Source organism: Achromobacter sp. GQ309 (assembly GCF_059759315.1).
The window spans coordinates 628,930-645,225 of the sequence record NZ_JCAXDP010000004.1 but is presented as its reverse complement, the minus strand read 5'-3'; the positions used below and the strand labels follow the sequence as shown (position 1 = coordinate 645,225).

At 66.1% G+C, this 16,296-nt stretch carries 18 protein-coding genes; 10 read left to right on the top strand and 8 right to left on the bottom strand.

The annotated features are described in order from the left end of the window. Positions 1 to 6: 6 nt before the first annotated feature. From tolB to AC6CIE_RS16165, 5 genes are all read left to right on the top strand, one after another. On the top strand, positions 7 to 1,332 hold the full coding sequence (gene tolB / locus AC6CIE_RS16185; protein ID WP_175186389.1) for a Tol-Pal system beta propeller repeat protein TolB: 1,326 nt from the start codon (positions 7 to 9) through the stop codon (positions 1,330 to 1,332). A gap of 31 nt (positions 1,333 to 1,363) precedes the next feature. Beyond that, complete coding sequence (pal, locus tag AC6CIE_RS16180) at positions 1,364 to 1,864, top strand: peptidoglycan-associated lipoprotein Pal (protein WP_056564223.1); 501 nt, start codon at positions 1,364 to 1,366, stop codon at positions 1,862 to 1,864. Positions 1,865 to 1,949: 85 nt separating this feature from the next. After that, complete coding sequence (gene ybgF, locus AC6CIE_RS16175) at positions 1,950 to 2,639, top strand: tol-pal system protein YbgF (protein WP_056564227.1); 690 nt, start codon at positions 1,950 to 1,952, stop codon at positions 2,637 to 2,639. Then, positions 2,639 to 3,682, top strand: coding sequence for a FecCD family ABC transporter permease (locus AC6CIE_RS16170; protein ID WP_498092835.1), 1,044 nt, complete (start codon positions 2,639 to 2,641; stop codon positions 3,680 to 3,682). Before ybgF ends, AC6CIE_RS16170 begins: the two co-directional genes overlap by 1 nt. Further along, a complete protein-coding gene (locus AC6CIE_RS16165) occupies positions 3,679 to 4,491 on the top strand; it encodes an ABC transporter ATP-binding protein (protein ID WP_286900420.1) in 813 nt (270 codons plus the stop codon). Before AC6CIE_RS16170 ends, AC6CIE_RS16165 begins: the two co-directional genes overlap by 4 nt. Positions 4,492 to 4,574: 83 nt before the next feature. Here the strand turns inward: AC6CIE_RS16165 and AC6CIE_RS16160 are convergent, their stop codons facing one another. Then, the gene (locus AC6CIE_RS16160) at positions 4,575 to 5,072 is read right to left on the bottom strand and encodes a YbaK/EbsC family protein (RefSeq protein WP_175125361.1); all 498 of its coding nucleotides are present in this window, start codon (positions 5,070 to 5,072) and stop codon (positions 4,575 to 4,577) included. A gap of 141 nt (positions 5,073 to 5,213) precedes the next feature. Between AC6CIE_RS16160 and AC6CIE_RS16155 the strand changes: the two genes are divergently transcribed. Then, on the top strand, positions 5,214 to 6,023 hold the full coding sequence (locus AC6CIE_RS16155; RefSeq protein ID WP_498092832.1) for an alpha/beta fold hydrolase: 810 nt from the start codon (positions 5,214 to 5,216) through the stop codon (positions 6,021 to 6,023). A gap of 12 nt (positions 6,024 to 6,035) precedes the next feature. On the opposite strand, the gene AC6CIE_RS16150 is transcribed toward AC6CIE_RS16155, so the two are convergent. After that, positions 6,036 to 6,506, bottom strand: a complete 471-nt coding sequence (locus tag AC6CIE_RS16150) for an Lrp/AsnC family transcriptional regulator (protein ID WP_175125365.1) — start codon at positions 6,504 to 6,506, stop codon at positions 6,036 to 6,038. Between the two features lie 244 nt (positions 6,507 to 6,750). Between AC6CIE_RS16150 and AC6CIE_RS16145 the strand changes: the two genes are divergently transcribed. Continuing rightward, a complete protein-coding gene (locus AC6CIE_RS16145) occupies positions 6,751 to 7,698 on the top strand; it encodes a DMT family transporter (protein ID WP_498092829.1) in 948 nt (315 codons plus the stop codon). A gap of 48 nt (positions 7,699 to 7,746) precedes the next feature. Here AC6CIE_RS16145 and fusA read toward each other — a convergent pair whose 3' ends face one another. From fusA to AC6CIE_RS16125, 4 genes are all read right to left on the bottom strand, one after another. Continuing rightward, on the bottom strand, positions 7,747 to 9,858 hold the full coding sequence (gene fusA / locus AC6CIE_RS16140) for an elongation factor G (RefSeq protein ID WP_175139067.1): 2,112 nt from the start codon (positions 9,856 to 9,858) through the stop codon (positions 7,747 to 7,749). A gap of 217 nt (positions 9,859 to 10,075) precedes the next feature. Beyond that, positions 10,076 to 10,540, bottom strand: coding sequence for a universal stress protein (locus AC6CIE_RS16135; RefSeq protein ID WP_175125369.1), 465 nt, complete (start codon positions 10,538 to 10,540; stop codon positions 10,076 to 10,078). Positions 10,541 to 10,638: 98 nt separating this feature from the next. After that, positions 10,639 to 10,983, bottom strand: coding sequence for a protein tyrosine phosphatase family protein (locus tag AC6CIE_RS16130; protein WP_062838528.1), 345 nt, complete (start codon positions 10,981 to 10,983; stop codon positions 10,639 to 10,641). A 36-nt stretch (positions 10,984 to 11,019) separates the two neighbouring features. After that, positions 11,020 to 12,480 (bottom strand): aminotransferase-like domain-containing protein, encoded by a 1,461-nt coding sequence (locus tag AC6CIE_RS16125; protein WP_414631319.1) that lies wholly within the window; start codon positions 12,478 to 12,480, stop codon positions 11,020 to 11,022. Positions 12,481 to 12,619: 139 nt separating this feature from the next. Here AC6CIE_RS16125 and AC6CIE_RS16120 point away from each other — a divergent pair, with 139 nt between their 5' ends. Continuing rightward, positions 12,620 to 13,543: a DMT family transporter gene (locus tag AC6CIE_RS16120; RefSeq protein ID WP_498092826.1), complete on the top strand. Its 924-nt coding sequence runs from the start codon at positions 12,620 to 12,622 to the stop codon at positions 13,541 to 13,543. Continuing rightward, positions 13,540 to 14,184, top strand: a complete 645-nt coding sequence (locus tag AC6CIE_RS16115) for a LysE family translocator (protein ID WP_175139069.1) — start codon at positions 13,540 to 13,542, stop codon at positions 14,182 to 14,184. Before AC6CIE_RS16120 ends, AC6CIE_RS16115 begins: the two co-directional genes overlap by 4 nt. A gap of 8 nt (positions 14,185 to 14,192) precedes the next feature. On the opposite strand, the gene AC6CIE_RS16110 is transcribed toward AC6CIE_RS16115, so the two are convergent. Continuing rightward, complete coding sequence (locus tag AC6CIE_RS16110; RefSeq protein ID WP_343738408.1) at positions 14,193 to 14,885, bottom strand: LrgB family protein; 693 nt, start codon at positions 14,883 to 14,885, stop codon at positions 14,193 to 14,195. Further along, complete coding sequence (locus AC6CIE_RS16105) at positions 14,875 to 15,279, bottom strand: CidA/LrgA family protein (protein ID WP_498092823.1); 405 nt, start codon at positions 15,277 to 15,279, stop codon at positions 14,875 to 14,877. The genes AC6CIE_RS16110 and AC6CIE_RS16105 overlap by 11 nt, the downstream gene beginning before the upstream one ends. A gap of 97 nt (positions 15,280 to 15,376) precedes the next feature. Here AC6CIE_RS16105 and AC6CIE_RS16100 point away from each other — a divergent pair, with 97 nt between their 5' ends. Further along, positions 15,377 to 16,264, top strand: a complete 888-nt coding sequence (locus AC6CIE_RS16100) for a LysR family transcriptional regulator (protein WP_498092821.1) — start codon at positions 15,377 to 15,379, stop codon at positions 16,262 to 16,264. The last annotated feature ends 32 nt before the right edge of the window (positions 16,265 to 16,296 follow it).

Below are 16,296 nucleotides of genomic sequence, written 5' to 3'. Positions count from 1 at the left end.
ACGAATATGACTCCCGCTTATAGTCGACGAGTACCCACTCTCGCGCTCTGGAGAGCGTATGGAATCGGACTGCTGATGGTGGCGCTTGCCTGCCTGATGGCCATGAAGCCCGCCCACGCACAGTTGCGTGTCGATATCTCCGGCACCGGCGCCACGCAGTATCCCGTGGCCATCGCCGACTTCGCCGTTGACGATACCCACGGCCGCGCGCTGGCCGAAGTCATCCGCGCCGACCTTACCCGCACCGGCCAGTTCCGCCTGATCAACGCGGCCGGCTCCGGCCTGAACGTCGATTCCCCGATCGCCCACGACGACTGGCGTGGCAAGGGCGCCGATTTCATCGCCTACGGCAGCATTACCCGCGGCGCCGATGGCCGCTACGACGTGCGCTACCGCCTGGCCGACACGGTCAAGAAGTCGCAGCTGGACGGCGTGGCCTTCTCGGGCACCGAACAGGAACTGCGCCGCGTGGCCCACCAGATCGCCGACCGCATCTACGAAAAGATCACCGGCGTTCGCGGCGTGTTCTCGACCCGTATCGCTTACGTGCTGAAGAAGGGTTCCACGTACGAACTGCAGGTGGCTGACGCCGACGGCCAGAATCCGCAGGTTGCCCTGCGCTCGCGCGAGCCGATCATTTCGCCGTCCTGGTCGCCCGATGGCGCCAAGCTCGCCTACGTGAGCTTCGAGTCCGGCAAACCCGTCGTCTACGTGCACACGCTGGCCACCAGCGCCCGCGCACCGGTCGCCAACTTCAAGGGCAACAACAGCGCCCCCGGTTGGTCGCCTGATGGCAGCAAGCTGGCTGTCGCCTTGACGCGTGACGGTTTGTCGCAAATTTACGTCGTTAATGCGGCCGATGGCTCGAATCCGAGCCGAGTTACGCGTTCTCCCGGGATTGACACCGAGCCGAGCTTTACGCCCGACGGCGCTTCCATTATCTTTACGAGTGACCGCAGCGGCGGGCCGCAAATCTATCAGACCGGCTCGACAGGCGGCGAAGCACGCCGTCTCACGTTTAATGGTGGTTACAACATCTCACCCCGAATTTCCCCCGATGGATCGACGCTGCTGTACGTTGCAAGACGAGACGGCGCGTTTCGAATCGCATCTCTGAACTTGTCCACTGGTGCCGAAGCCTTGCTGACTGATGGTCGTGACGATCAGTCGCCCAGCTTTGCGCCCAACGGAATGCAAGTGCTCTACGCCGCCATCCAAAATGGCCGTAGCGTGCTGGCAGGTGTGTCAAGCGATGGACGCGTGCGACAAACGCTTTCGGTACTGAACGGGGAAATACGTGAACCGACTTGGGGCCCATTCATTACCCGATAACACGTGTGACTCTCTTTGCAAAGGAACTATCATGAAGTCGCGCATTGCCAAAAGCCTAACCATCGCCGCTCTGGCTGCCGCCCTGGCAGCTTGCAGCTCCGTCCCTCTCGACGATAAAGCGGGTCAGGGTGGAGGCGCTGGCCAAGGATCTTCGGCCTCTGGCCAAATCCTTGATCCTTTCAACCCCCAAAGCATCCTGGCGCAACAGCGCTCGGTGTACTTTGATTTCGACAGCTACACCGTGTCGGACCAATACCGTGGCCTGGTCGAAACCCATGCCAAGTATCTGGCTTCGCACCAACAGCAAAAGATCAAGATCGAAGGCAACACCGACGAACGCGGCGGTGCTGAGTACAACCTGGCCCTCGGCCAGCGTCGTGCCGACGCCGTGCGTCGCATGATGACCCTGCTGGGCGTCAGCGACAACCAGATCGAAACCATCAGCTTCGGCAAGGAAAAGCCGCGCTCGACGGGTACGACTGAAGCCGACTTTGCTGAAAACCGCCGCGCCGATATCAACTATCTGCGCTAAGATTTTCGCTTAGTCTGGAGCCCTACCTCGCGTCGGGACGGCCAGCCGGCCGTCCCGACGTTTGTTTTTATACCCGGGAATATTCATGCGCGATTACGTTCTGTCCCTGCGTCCCCTGATTGTGGCCACTGGCCTGGCGCTTGCCGCCCTCACGGCCCCCGCTCACGCTTTTTCCGACGATGAAGCCCGCAAGGCCATCCTGGATTTGCGCCAGCAGGTGCAGCAGCAGAACGAGCAAAGCCAACGCGCCAAGCTGCAACTGGCCGACCAGATCCAGTCGTTGCAGCAGGAAATCGCCCAACTGCGCGACCAGCTTGAACTGGTATCGCGCCAGCAACCGAGCGCCAAGCCGGGCACCGCCCCGGGCAGCGCCAATCCGCCGGGAGCCTCCGCCGGCGATCCCCAGGAACAGACCGCCTATGACGGCGCGATGGACCTGTTCCGCAAGGGCCAATACAAGGAAGCGGCCGAATCGCTGGCCGCCTTCACCGCGCTTTATCCCAACAGCCAGCTCGCGCCCAGCGCCCAGTTCTACCAGGGCAGCAGCCGCTATGCGCTGAAGGACTTCAAGGGCACCATCGAGCAACTGAACGCCATGGTCCAGAAGTCGCCGGATAACGCCCGTGCGCCCGACGCGCTGCTGATCATCGCCGGCAGCCAGATCGAACTGAACAACCGCGCCGGCGCCAAGACCACCTTGCAGCGCATTGTTCGCGACTACCCGACCACGCCGGCCGCCACCACGGCCAAGAGCCGGCTGCAACTGCTGCAGTAATGCGGCACGCCGCAAGCGCGGCAGGCGCTTACCGCCACATTCTTCGCCGCCGGGCGGGGCTCATCGCCCTGCTGCTGGCGGCGATTCTGTTTGCGCTGCTGATCGACTTCACCGTGGGCCCGTCCGGCCTGCCCTGGCGCGCGCTCTGGCAGACGCTGGCCGCGCCCGGCGACGCCGACCCGACCTATCGCGTGATCGTCTGGGACATCCGCCTGCCGTCCGCGCTGATGGCCGCGCTGGTGGGCATGGCGCTCGGCTTGGCCGGCGCCGAGATGCAGACCATTCTGAACAACCCGCTCGCCAGCCCGTTCACCCTGGGCGTGTCGTCGGCGGCCGCCTTTGGGGCGTCGCTGGCGATCGTGCTTCAGTTCGGATTGCCCGGCATTCCGGCCGGCTGGCTGATCGCCGCCAACGCCTTTCTGTTTGCCCTGCTGGCCGCACTGCTGCTGGACGCCGTGGCCCGCTGGGGCGGCATGAACACCTCTGGCGTCGTGCTGTTCGGCATTGCCATGGTGTTCACCTTCAATGCGCTGGTGTCGCTGGTGCAGTTCACGGCCAGCGCCGAGGCCTTGCAGAATCTGGTGTTCTGGACAATGGGCAGCCTCGCGCGTTCAAGCTGGACGACCGTGGGCGTGCTGGCGCTGGCGTTTGCAGTGGCGCTGCCGCCGGCCATGCGGCAATCGTGGAAGCTGACCGCGTTGCGGCTGGGCGAGGATCGCGCCGCGAGCTTTGGTGTGGACGTGCGCCGCGTGCGCGTGTCGGCGTTGGCGCGCGTGAGCCTGCTGTCCGCGCTGGCCGTGGCATTCGTGGGAACCATCGGTTTCATCGGGCTGGTCGCGCCGCACATTGCGCGGCGGCTGTTCGGCGAAGACCACCGCTTTTATCTGCCGGGCAGCGCGCTGGTGGGCGCCGTGATCCTGTCGCTGGCGTCCATTGCCTCCAAGAATCTGATGCCCGGCGTGGTGGTGCCCGTGGGGATCGTGACCGCGTTGGTCGGCATCCCCTTCTTCGTGTCCGTCGTGCTGCGCCGCCAATTGCCATGACAACACCGGCACACACGACCCAATCTTCCGGACTGACGGTGCAAGCGCTGACGGTGGGCTACGGGCGCGAAGACGTCCTGCACGACCTGTCGATCCCCCCGCTGGCGCCGGGCAAGGTGACGGCGCTGCTGGGACCCAACGGCAGCGGCAAGTCGACGTTGCTCAAGGCCCTGGCTGGTCTGGTGCGGCCCCGGACGGGCAACGCGGCGCTGGACGGGCTGGACCTGACCCGGCTGGACCACGGCGAGCGCGCGCGCCACGTGGTGTATCTGCCGCAGAGCCTGCCCGCGGCGGTTCACCTGCGCGTGTTCGAATCGGTACTGGTCGCGGCGCGCGCCAGCGACGCCGCGGCGGGGCCCGTTGATCTGCAGGCCATCGACCAACTGCTGGCGCGGCTGGGTATTGCACATCTGGCGTTGCACTATCTGGACGCCCTTTCCGGCGGACAAAAGCAACTGGTGGGCCTGGCGCAGGCGTTGATCCGCCATCCGCGCGTGCTGCTGCTGGACGAGCCGCTATCGGCCCTCGATTTGAACTATCAGTTCCACGTCATGCGGCTGCTGCGGCAAGAGACGCGAGAGCATGGCCTGATCAGCCTGATCGTCTTGCACGACTTGAACGTGGCCCTGCAGCACGCGGATCAGGCAGTGATGATTCACGAGGGGCGTCTGCACGCCGCGGGAGCGCCGGCGGACGTCATCACGCCGGATTCGCTGGCCGCCGTTTATGGCGTGGAGGCGCGGGTGGAATCGTGCTCGCAGGGGCGGCGGCAGGTGCTGATCGACGGGCTTCAGGCGCACCCCGGCTGACCGGGCCGGGCCGCAGCGCAGGCCGGGGTCTCCGGCCGCATGCTCGAATCCGAATCCCAGACCCAAAGATCAAACCGGGGCCTTCAGGCTCGCAGCGCCACGTCCGCAACCGGCGCGCCGGTCATGTCCGCCAGCTGGGCCGGCGTCAGGTTGAACACGGTGTGCGGGTGGCCGGCGGCGGCCCACAGGCTTTCGTAATTGAAGAGATCCGCATCCAGCAGCATCACGGGCTTGACCGCGTGGCCGATGGGGCAGACGCCGCCGATGGCGTAGCCGGTCATGTCGCGCACGAAACGCGCATCGGCCTTGGCCAGCGGGCCGACCTGCGCCGCGACCTTGGCTTCGTCCACGCGATTGGCGCCGCTGGCGATGACGAGCACCGGTGCGTCGTCGGTGGCGCGGCGAAAGATGATGGACTTGGCGATCTGGGCGACTTCGCAGCCCAGGCCCGCAGCCGCTTCCGCCGAGGTTTTGCCCGACTGGGGCAGCACCACCACGGGTTTGTCGTGCCCCATGTCCACCAGCAGGCGCGCAACGCGCTGGGCGGATTCCGGCAAGGCGGCGATGGATTCTGGCGACATCGTTGAAAACTCCGTTCAAGAAAACAGGCGCGCGGGCGAACTCCCGCCGGCGCGCCGCAGACGAGTGTATCAGCGTCCGGCACGCCCGCTGCGACGCGATGCCGGGCTAGAATGCGTGCCTGGCTTCACCTCCCGATCCACATGCGTTCCGAACCCGTTCTGCCCCTGCAAACCGCGTCCATCGGCGGTTACGCCATGTCCTACACCGAGTACGGCAGCGGCACGCCGCTGGTGCTGGTGCATGGCTCGCTGTCCGACGCCCGCTACTGGAAGTCGCAAATGGCGCCGCTGGGGCGTTCTTTCCGGGTGCTGGCCGTGTGCCTGCGCCGGTATTGGCCGGAGACCTGGGACGGCGAAGGCGGTGGATTTTCGGTCGAGCAGCATGCCAGCGACGTGCTGGAATTCATCGACACGGTGGCCGGCGGCCCGGCCCATCTGGTAGGCCATTCGCGCGGCGGGCGCGTCGCGCTGGAAGCCGCCCTGCGCCAGCCCGACTCGCTGCGCAGTCTTACTCTTGCGGACCCCGGCCTGTCGCTGCCAGGCTGCAAGGATGAACGCGGCGGCTTTCGTCAGCGCGCCCTGACGCTCATCCGGCAAGGCGACGTCGAAGAAGGGCTGGCCCTGTTCGTGGACACCGTGACCGGACCCGACACGTGGCAGCGCATGGTGCCGTGGTTCAAGGAGATGGTGCGCGACAACGTTGGCACGCTTTTCGCGCAAGTGGACGAGCAGCCCGACGCCTTGACGCCCGCGCAGATCGGCAGCCTGACGATGCCGGTGCTGCTGATCGGTGGCGCGCTCAGCCCGCCGCCATATCCGGCCGTGCTGGATGCGCTGGCGCAGTGGCTGCCGCAAGCCCAGCGCCTGGATATCGTGGGCTCATCGCACGGCATGAACCTGGGCAATCCGCGCGCCTTCAATGGCGCCATTCAGGAATTCCTCGGCGGATAACGGACGCGCCCGTCAGGGTTCGACCGACGGCGTGTGCTTCAGGCGGCGCAGCACAAAGGTGGAGCGGCTGTGCCGCACACCGCGCAGCTTGTACAGGCGCTTGCGCAGGAATTCCTCGTAGCCCTCCGTGCCCGCCACGGCGACCTTGATGAGGTAGTCGTATTCGCCCGTCACCAGGAACGCCTCGACCACTTCGGGCAGGCGGCTGATCTCTTCGCCAAAGCGCGCCAGCGTGTCGTCGTCGTGGTGCTCCAGCGTGACTTCGATCATTACCGTGTCCGGCAGCCCGAGCGCCTTCTGGTTCAGCAAGGCCGCATAGCCTTCGATCACGCCCGCCTCTTCCAAAGCCTTGACCCGGTTCCAGCACGGCGTCGGCGACAGGCCGACCATGTCGGCCAGCTTCAGATTGGTCAGCCGACCGTCCGCGCGCAGCGCGCGGAGGATCTTGCGGTCGGTTTCATCGAGTTTGGGCAATGTGGGCATCGTGGGCGATATGTGAAGACAGAATCCCTGCAAGATCGGATTCTACAGAAAGAAGATTCTTAAGATTGCCGCAAACAGGCGGGAATCAGGAAACCTATTTTGCGCGTGGGCACGTAGACTTTCCCCAAGGCGCGCACCTATCCCGCACGCCCCGATTCGGCGCTTTCGCTGCGGCACAACCCGGCGGGTGCGCCGGCAGTTCCCACGCAGCAAGCCCGCGCGCCGATCCGCGCGGCCGGAAATCATGCCCAACACAGCAGCACCCGCAAAACCCGGTCTCGGCCTGTCCGGCGCCGTCATGCTCTTCAGCGCTCCGGCGCTATTCGCTTCAAACATGGTCGCAGCCCGCTGGGCCCACGACGCCAACCTTCCCCCCGTTTTCCTCGCGTTCGGCCGCTGGCTGATTGCCCTTCTGATCCTCTTGCCGTTCGCCCTCCCCGCGCTGCGCACGCATCGCCGGGCGCTGTGGCGCGGCTTGCCGGCGCTGTTGCCCTTGGCCGTGCTGGGCATGGGCGTGGCGGTGGCGCCGCAGTACATCGGCGCGCAGACCACCAGCGCCACCAATATCGCGCTGATCTTTTCGTGCAGCCCGCTGCTGGTGACGCTGCTGGAAGCCGTGATCTGGCGCAAGCCGCTGTCCGCGCCGCGCGCGGCCGGCCTTGCGCTGGCGCTGGGCGGTGTGCTGGTGGTGCTGACACGCGGTGACGCCAATGTGCTGGCCCGGTTGGCGTTCGGACAAGGCGACTTGTGGGTGCTGCTGGCGGCCACCGGGTGGGCGTTCTACACGGTGCTGCAAAAGCGTCTGACCCTGCCGGCGGTGCCCGACAGCGCGCGGCTAGCGACCATGATGCTGGGTGGCGCGCTGGCGCTGGCGCCGTTCGCGGGTATTGAAGCGGCCGCCGGCATGGCGCCTCCCTGGACGGACCCGCGCCTGGCGGTGGTGCTGCTGTTTCTGGCAGTGGTGCCTAGCCTGGGCGCATATTACGTGTACGGCCGGCTAATCAGCGTGGCCGGCCCCGCGACCGCGGGCCTGTCGATGTTCCTGGTGCCGGTCTACGCCGCGCTGCTGGCCTGGCCGCTGCTGGGCGAGGCGCCGCAGCTCTTTCATGCATACGGCTTTGCGATGATCCTGCTGGGCGTGAAGCTGGCCGCGTCGCGGCTGCGCCCGGCGACGGCCGCAGCCGCCGCCTGAAACGCTGTTGCCTGAAACGCTGCGGCCGGAAAACCAGCCGCAGGGGAATCAGCGGCCCGCGCCCTGCGCCGCCATGATTTCCTGCGCCACCTGACGCGGCGCTTCGGCGTAGTGCTTGAACTCCATCGTGTACGTCGCGCGGCCCTGCGTCAGCGACCGCAGCGACGTCGAATAGCCGAACATCTCGGCCAGCGGCACTTCGGCGCGTACGACCTTGCCGCCGCCGCCCGCGATGTCTTCCATGCCCTGCACCATGCCCCGGCGCGACGACAGGTCACCCATGACGTTGCCCGTGAAGTCCTCGGGCGTCTCGACCTCGACCTGCATCATGGGTTCCAGCAGCACCGGATCGGCGCGCCGCATGCCTTCCTTGAATGCCATCGAACCGGCCATCTTGAACGCGTTTTCGTTCGAGTCGACGTCGTGGTACGAGCCGAAGAACAGCGTCGCCTTCACGTCCACGACCGGGTACCCCGCCAGCACGCCGGCGTTGAGCGCTTCGCGGATGCCCTTGTCCACTGCCGGAATGAACTCGCGCGGCACGACGCCGCCCTTGATGGCGTCGACGAACTCGTAGCCCTTGCCCGCTTCCTGCGGTTCAAGCTTGAGCACCACGTGGCCATATTGCCCGCGGCCGCCCGATTGCTTGACGAACTTGCCCTCGACCTCGTTGCAGGCCTTGCGGATGGTCTCGCGGTACGCCACCTGCGGCTTGCCCACCGTGGCTTCCACGTTGAATTCACGCTTCATGCGGTCGACCAGGATCTCCAGGTGCAGCTCGCCCATGCCGGAGATGATGGTCTGCCCGGACTCTTCATCGGTGCGCACGCGGAACGACGGGTCTTCCTGCGCCAGGCGGCCCAGCGCGATGCCCATCTTTTCCTGGTCGGCCTTGGTCTTGGGTTCCACGGCCTGCGAGATGACGGGCTCGGGAAAGACCATGCGTTCAAGGATGATGATGTGCGACGGATCGGTCAGCGTGTCGCCGGTGGTGACGTCCTTGATGCCCACGGCCGCGGCGATGTCGCCCGCGTAGACTTCGGTGATTTCGCGGCGCTCGTTGGCATGCATCTGCAGGATGCGGCCCAGGCGCTCCTTCTTTTCCTTGATGGGGTTGTAGACCGAGTCGCCGGATTTCACCACGCCGGAATACACGCGGAAGAACACGAGCTGCCCCACGAACGGATCGGTCATGATCTTGAAGGCGAGCGCGGAGAACGGCTCGTTGTCGGTCGGGTGGCGCTCGATTTCGTTGTCGCGCTGGTCGTGGCCCTTGATGGCGGGCACGTCCACCGGCGACGGCATGTAGTCGATGACTGCATCCAGCATCGCCTGCACGCCCTTGTTCTTGAACGCGCTGCCGCACAGCATCGGCACGATCTCATTGGCGATCGTGCGGGCGCGCAGGCCTTCCTTGATTTCCGCTTCGGTCAAGGCTTCGCCGGACAGGTATTTTTCAAGCAGGGTTTCATTGGCCTCGGCGGCCTTTTCCACCATCTTGTCGTGCCACTTCTGCGCCTCGTCCTGCATGGCTGCGGGAATGTCCACGTACTGAAATTTCACGCCCTGGCTGGCGTCGTCCCAGATGATGCCTTTCATCTTGACGAGGTCGATCACGCCTTCGAAGTGGTCTTCGGCGCCGATCGGCAACTGGATGGGCACGGCGTCGCCCTTCAGGCGCTCGGCGATCTGGCGCTGCACGCGCAGGAAGTCCGCGCCCACGCGGTCCATCTTGTTGACGAAGGCCAGGCGCGGCACCCGGTACTTGTTGGCCTGGCGCCAGACGGTCTCGGACTGCGGCTGCACGCCGCCCACGGCGTCATAGACCATGACGGCGCCGTCGAGCACGCGCATGGAACGTTCGACTTCGATGGTGAAGTCGACGTGGCCCGGCGTGTCGATGATGTTGATGCGGTGTTCGGGGTAGTTGCCCGCCATGCCTTTCCAGAAGGCGGTGGTGGCGGCCGACGTGATGGTGATACCGCGTTCCTGCTCTTGTTCCATCCAGTCCATCACCGCGGCGCCGTCATGGACTTCGCCGATCTTGTGGGTGATGCCGGTATAGAAGAGGATGCGCTCGGTGGTCGTCGTTTTGCCTGCATCAATATGGGCGCTGATGCCGATATTGCGATAAAGCTCGATGCGCGTCTTGCGGGTCATGGCCTCTTCCTACGGTTGGATGAAGATGCGTAAATATTACGCGCCGTGCGGCAAGATACAAGCCAAGAACGGGCCGCTGAAGGGTCTTTGCGAGGGCAATGAGTTTGCCCCCGCCATACCAACGTATAAGCGCATGCGCGGCGCATAAAAAAGCCCCTCCGACGGAGGGGCCGTGGCGCATACGGCGGCGCGCAGCGCGCACCACTTTGGCGCGCAATTACTTCTTGTCTTCCTTGACGCGATACACCAGCACGGCGGTGGTGGCCAGCGACAGCACCTTGGCGGTGACGCTGCCCAGCAGCAGGCGCGACAGGCCGCTGCGGCCGTGGCTGCCGATGAAGATCAGGTCGCAGCCGGCGTCGGTGGCGGCCTGAACGATGCCGTCGGCGACGTTGAAGTTGGACACCGCGCGCGCATCGGCTTTGACGCCGGCAGTGTCGGCGCGGTCGATGATCTGCTTGAGGTACTTGTCGGCTTGCTCGGCGGAGGCCTTTTCGTAGTCTTCGTCGGTGATGGCATAGGCTGCGGCCATGCCGTCAAAACCGATGGTGGCCGCGAACGGCTGCGTCACGTAGAGGGCGACGACTTCGGCGCCAACCGAGCGCGCGAAGCAGATACCTGCGTTGGCGGCTTGCGCCGAGAGCGGAGAACCGTCGGTGGGAATCAGGATCTTCTTGAACATCTTGCCTGCTCCTGTTTTAAAGGAATCTTTATGCTACCGGAAAGCCGCCGGGTCCACATCCGTCGAACCGGCGGCCTTGACGAGGGTCAAGGCCGGGTTTATCCCAACTGCTGGGCAGCCGCGAACAGGTTCGTGCAGCGGGTGCCGGTGCGGCAGTATGCCAGGACCGGGCCCGGCAGGGTGCGCAGCAGTTCCGCAAAGCGCGCGACGTCGGCGGCCGTCATGGCGCTTCCCACGACGGGCTGGTATTCGATCTGCAGACCGGCTTCCTGCGCGGCGCGCGACACGTCGGCGGCGGTGGGCTGGTCAGGACCGCCCTCGAAATCGGGGCGGTTGATGATGACGCTCTTGTAGCCGGCGGCGGCCACGTCGGCCATGTCGTCGGGACCCAGTTGCGGGGCGACGGCAAAGTTCTGGGTGAGAGGCTTGATGGGTGCGGACATGACGGTTCCTTCGGTGACTGGCGATGTGGCTCGGAATTATTGATTGTAGGACCCGTTCTGCGCGAAAAGTTTTTCCAGTTCGGCCCAGATTCCCCGGTGGTCGGCAACGGATACCGAAAAGCGCAGCATGGTGGACGGCGCCTGCGTCGGCGAAAACAACGTGCCGGGCGCCAGCAGCAGGCCGCGGTCAGCGGCTTCGCGCGCCAGCACCTCGGAATCGCGCCCGCAATCGGCCCAGACGAACATGCCCCCGTGCGGCTCGTGCGGGATGGTCAGGCCCAGTTTCAGCAGCCCTTTCATGCACCGCTGGCGCGCGTCATCGACCCGGTGCCGCACGCGCTCGATATGCCGCCGGTACTGCCCTTCCATGAGGACGCGGTGCACGACGCGCTCGCCGAGTTCGGGCGAGGTCAGACCCGCCAGCATTTTCAGGTCGGCCAGCTTCTGCAGCAGTTCGGAATTGGCGGCCAAATAGCCGACACGAAGACTGGCCGCCAGCATCTTGGAATAGCCGCCCACGTAGATGACGCGGTTAAGCCGGTCCAGCGCGGCGAGCTTGATGGCGCCTCCCGGATGCAGCTCGCCGTAGGTGTCGTCTTCGACCACCATGAAATCGTGGCGCTCGGCGATGCGCAGAATGCCGTAGGCCGCTCCCGCGGACAGGGTGTGGCCAGTGGGATTGTGGACCGAGCCATTGATGATGAAGAGCTTGGGCTTGTGCTGCGCGGCCAGTTGCTCGAGCAGGTCGAGATCGGGGCCGTCCGGGCCGCGCGGCACGCCGATCAGGCGGGCGCCAAAGGCCGCCAGCCGGCCGAAGATCACGAACCAGGCCGGATCCTCGACCAGGACGGTATCGCCCGGCTTGACCAGATGGCGCGCGATGAGGTCCAGCCCGTGGGTGACGCCGTTGGTCGTGAGCAGGTTGAGCTCGGGATGGGCGGGCACGCCCTCGTTCTGCAGGACCGCCGCAATCTGCTGGCGCAGCGGCGCGAAGCCCTGGGGGCTGCCGTAGCTGACGAGGTTGGCGCGCACCGAGCGGCCCACGGCGCGCACGGCCCCCGCCACCATGTCGGGATCCAGCCAGTCTGCGGGCAGCAAGCCCGCGCCGCCCGGCATGCCCGGCGCGGTCGATTCCCGGAACATGCTGCGCAGCAGCCACGCGATGTCGACCCGCGCGGGCGGCGCGAGCGTGCTGGGCGCGGCCGCGGCCACTGCCGTCAGCGGGCCGCTGCGCGCCTTTACGAAAAACCCCGCGCCCCGGCGCGACTGCACCAGCCCGCGCGCCACGAGGCGGTCGTAGGCTTCGACGACGGTAAAACGGCTGACGCCCGACTGTTCGGCCATTTTGCGGATGGACGGCAGGCGCGTGCCGGGCCGCAGGCCCTGCTCGTCAATGCGGCGGGCCAGGCCATCGGCCAGTTGCGCCACCAGCGTGGCATCGGCCTGGCGCACGGGCTGCCAAGGCAGGGAAGAAGGGGGGGAGTGAGCAACTGTCATGGAGATTTGACCAGGCCAGTGATTAAAGTGACTGCAAAGGTGTACCGGTACTGTACTGACGGCTGTGCGTAGAGTGACAGCAATGCCGCAAACCTGCAACCGCAGGCGCTGCGGCCATGTCACTTTTTACGGTGCCGTCATGTCCCGTCCCGCGCTTTATGCCACGCCTTCGGCCGCCTCCGCCGCCTCGACTTCCCTCTGGGAGGGATACGGCTACGGTTTCCTGGGCGTGCTGGTGTTTTCGCTGACCCTGCCAATGACCCGCGTGGCGGTGGCCGAGTTGTCGCCCTTGCTGGTCGGATTGGGCCGTGCGCTCATCGCCGCCCTGCCCGCCATCGCCCTGCTGTGGCTCACCCGAAGCCGCCGGCCCAACCGGCAGGAATGGCCGGGCGTGATTCTGGCAGCGCTGGGCATCGTCGTGGGTTGGCCGCTGGCCTCGTCGATGGCGATGCAGACGGTGCCCTCGTCGCAGGGCGCTGTCTTCAACGGCCTGCTGCCGCTATCCACCGCCGCCTTTGCCGCCCTGCGTAGCGGCGAGCGTCCGTCCGCCGCCTTCTGGGGCTGGGCCGTCGCCGGCGCCGCGCTAGTCACCGCCTATGCGCTGCGCCAGGGCGAAGGCACGCTGACGGCCGGCTACCTGTGGCTGCTGGTGGCGGTGGTGCTGGGCGGAATGGGGTACGCCGAGGGTGCGCGGGCCTCGCGCACGCTGGGCGGTTGGCGCACAATATGTTGGGCGCTGACCATCAGCGCACCGGTGGTTGCCCTGCCCGTCGGCTGGATGGCGGCGCAGCAGCCCCACTGGCCCAGTTCCGATGTGGTTGCCGCCTTCGCCTACCTGGCTTTCGGCTCAATGTTCCTGGGATTTTTCGCCTGGTATCGCGGCTTGGCCGCCGGCGGAATTGCCCGGGTCGGACAAGTGCAATTGCTGCAACCCTTCCTTACCGTCGTGGCCGCTGCTTTGCTGTTTGGCGAAACCGTGGAGGCGACGACGTTCGTGTTTGCCGCCGCCGTGATCGCCGTTATTGCCGGCGGACGCCGCGCCATCGTAAGGACCCCGACATGAACCTGTTTCCCGCCAATTGGGCCGACGTCCCGCTGGCCTCGCTTTCCCTCCTGGGTCCGCTGGCGCTGTTTGCACTGGTCAGTTCAATCACGCCCGGCCCCAACAACGTGATGCTGGCGTCGTCGGGCCTGAACTTCGGATTCCGGCGCAGCGTGCCGCACCTGCTGGGCGTGAATCTGGGCTTCACGCTGATGATTTTTCTGGTCGGTGTGGGCCTGGGCTCGGTGTTTCAACAGACCCCTGTCCTCTACACCATCCTGAAGTATGCTGGCGCGGCCTATCTGCTTTACCTCGCCTGGAAGATCGCCACCTCGGGTCCGCTGGACGAGGGCGAGGCGCGCGGCAAACCGTTCACGTTCCTGCAGGCCGCCGCCTTCCAGTGGGTCAATCCCAAGGCCTGGGTGATGGCGGTGGGCGTGGTGGCCACCTATACGCCGCAAAACGGATTCTTTGCCAATCTGGTGATCGCGACGCTGGTCTGCGGCATCGTCAACCTGCCCAGCATCGGCATCTGGGTGACGTTCGGTACAGCCCTGCGCCGCGTCCTGCACCGGCCCGCCGCGATCCGCGCCTTCAATGTGGGCATGGCTCTGCTGCTTGTCGCCTCGCTGTATCCGGTCGCGCTGGAACTGCTGCACTGAACAGCGGCTCAGGCCAGCAATCCCACCACGACGGCCGGCGTGACCAGCACGTTGAACAGGCCCGCCATCACCATCACCAGGCCCGCGACCGCGCCTTCTTCGGCGGCAAGCTCGCGGGCCTTGGCCGTGCCGGCGCCATGTGCGCCCATGCCAAACAGCGCGCCGCGCGCCAGCGCCGAGCGCAGCGGCAGCCAGCGGCACATGAGCTGGCCGATGGCCGCACCGAAGACGCCCGTGACGATGACGAAGACCGCCGTCAGGTCAGGCACCCCGCCCACGTGGGAAGACACCGCGATCGCGAACGGCGTGGCGACCGAGCGCGGCAGCAGGCTGAGCCGCAGGTCCGGCGGCAAGTCCAGCAGGCTGCCCAGCAACCACGCGCTGATGCCCGCGATGCCGCTGCCCACGGCCACGCCCGCGGCCAATACCGGCCAGTACCGCCGGATCAGCGCCCGCTGCTCGTAGAGCGGCAGCGCGAACGCCACGATGACCGGGCCCAGCATGGCCATCAGCCAGTGCGAGCCGGACATGTAGTCGCGATAGCCGGTATGCAGCAGGATGGCCAGCGTCAGCAGAAGCGCGGGCGCGACGACCAGGGTGGATGTCCACCAATAGGCGAAGCGGCGGTAGAACAGGCGCGCGCAGACATACGCGGCGACGGTGGCCGCCGGCCAGAACAGCAGGTTGAATTCAGGCCGCACGGCGGTTCATCCAGCGATAGCAAAGATCGATCGTCAGCGCCGTGCCGGCCATGACAAGCGCCGTGCCGAGCAGGATCACGGCGAGCAGCTTCACGCCGAGCAGGCCGAGAAATTCGCGGTGGTCCAGCAACGACATCACCGCCGGCACGAAGAACAGCAGCATTTCCCCCAGCAGCCAGCTCGCCCCGCGCTGCACGTTGCGCACGCGCAATCGCCGCGTCGCCAGCAGGATCAGCACCAGCGCCATTCCGATGACGCCGCCTGGCACCGGCATCCCTGAGGCCTGCGCCATTGCCTGGCCCAGCACGGAAAAAAGGACGATCAATGCAATCTGCAGCAAACGGCTGCGGCGCAGCGCGCTGCGGATGAGGACGGAATAGCGAAAGCGGGGCATGAGACGAAGATCCAGCGGCAAGCCCTTGTTTTACGCTTCATAGGCGCATAGATAAAATGAATTCGATGAATCCCATTTATTCCAAACTGGCATAGCGATGGAACTGCGAACGTTGCGCGCGTTGGTGGAGGTCGTCAGACAAGGCGGTTTCTCCCAGGCGGCCAAAGTGATCCACGCGACCCAACCCACGATCAGCAAGGCCGTTCGACAGCTAGAGGTCGAGCTGGGCATGCTCTTGCTGGACCGGCAGGCGCAGCCGCTGCGGCTGACGGCCGCGGGCGAGATCGTGTATCGGCGCGCCCTGAACATGCTGGCCGAACGCGACGACCTGAACGCCGAGCTGGATGACCTGAAGGGCCTGAAGCGGGGTGTGCTGCGCCTGGGCCTGCCGCCGCTGGGCAGCAGTTCGCTGTTTGCGCCGATGTTCGCGCGCTTTCGCAGCCGCTATCCGCGCATCGAGATCAGCCTGGTCGAACACGGCAGCCGCCGCCTTGACGAAATGGTGATGGCCGGTGAAATCGAACTGGCGGGATCGCTCAAACCCGTGCCGGACCACTTCGAATGGCAGCCCGTCGCGCGCGAACCGCTGGTGGCGCTGATGCCCGCCGATCACCCACAGGCCCGCGCCGAGTCGGTGGGGCTGCACGACCTGCGCGACTCGCCCTTCGTGCTGTTCGAAACAGGGTTCGCCCTGAACCGCATCATCCACGACGCGTGCCAACGGGCGGGGTTCGTCCCGACCATCGCCGCGCGCAGCGGTCAGATCGATTTCATCGTGGCGCTGGTGGCGGCGGGGCTGGGCGTGGCGTTTCTGCCGCGCATGAAGGCCAACGAGGAACTGCATGCGAGCGTGGCTCGCGTGCCTTTGCGTGATTCGGGGACGGACTGGGAGATGGTCCTGGTGTGGCGCCGTGGCGGTTATCTGTCGTATGCCGCGCAGGCATGGCTGGCGTTGACGCGCGAGGTCCACCCGGGCGCCGCCTGATGGCGGGCCGCGCCCGGACCGGCAAACATCGG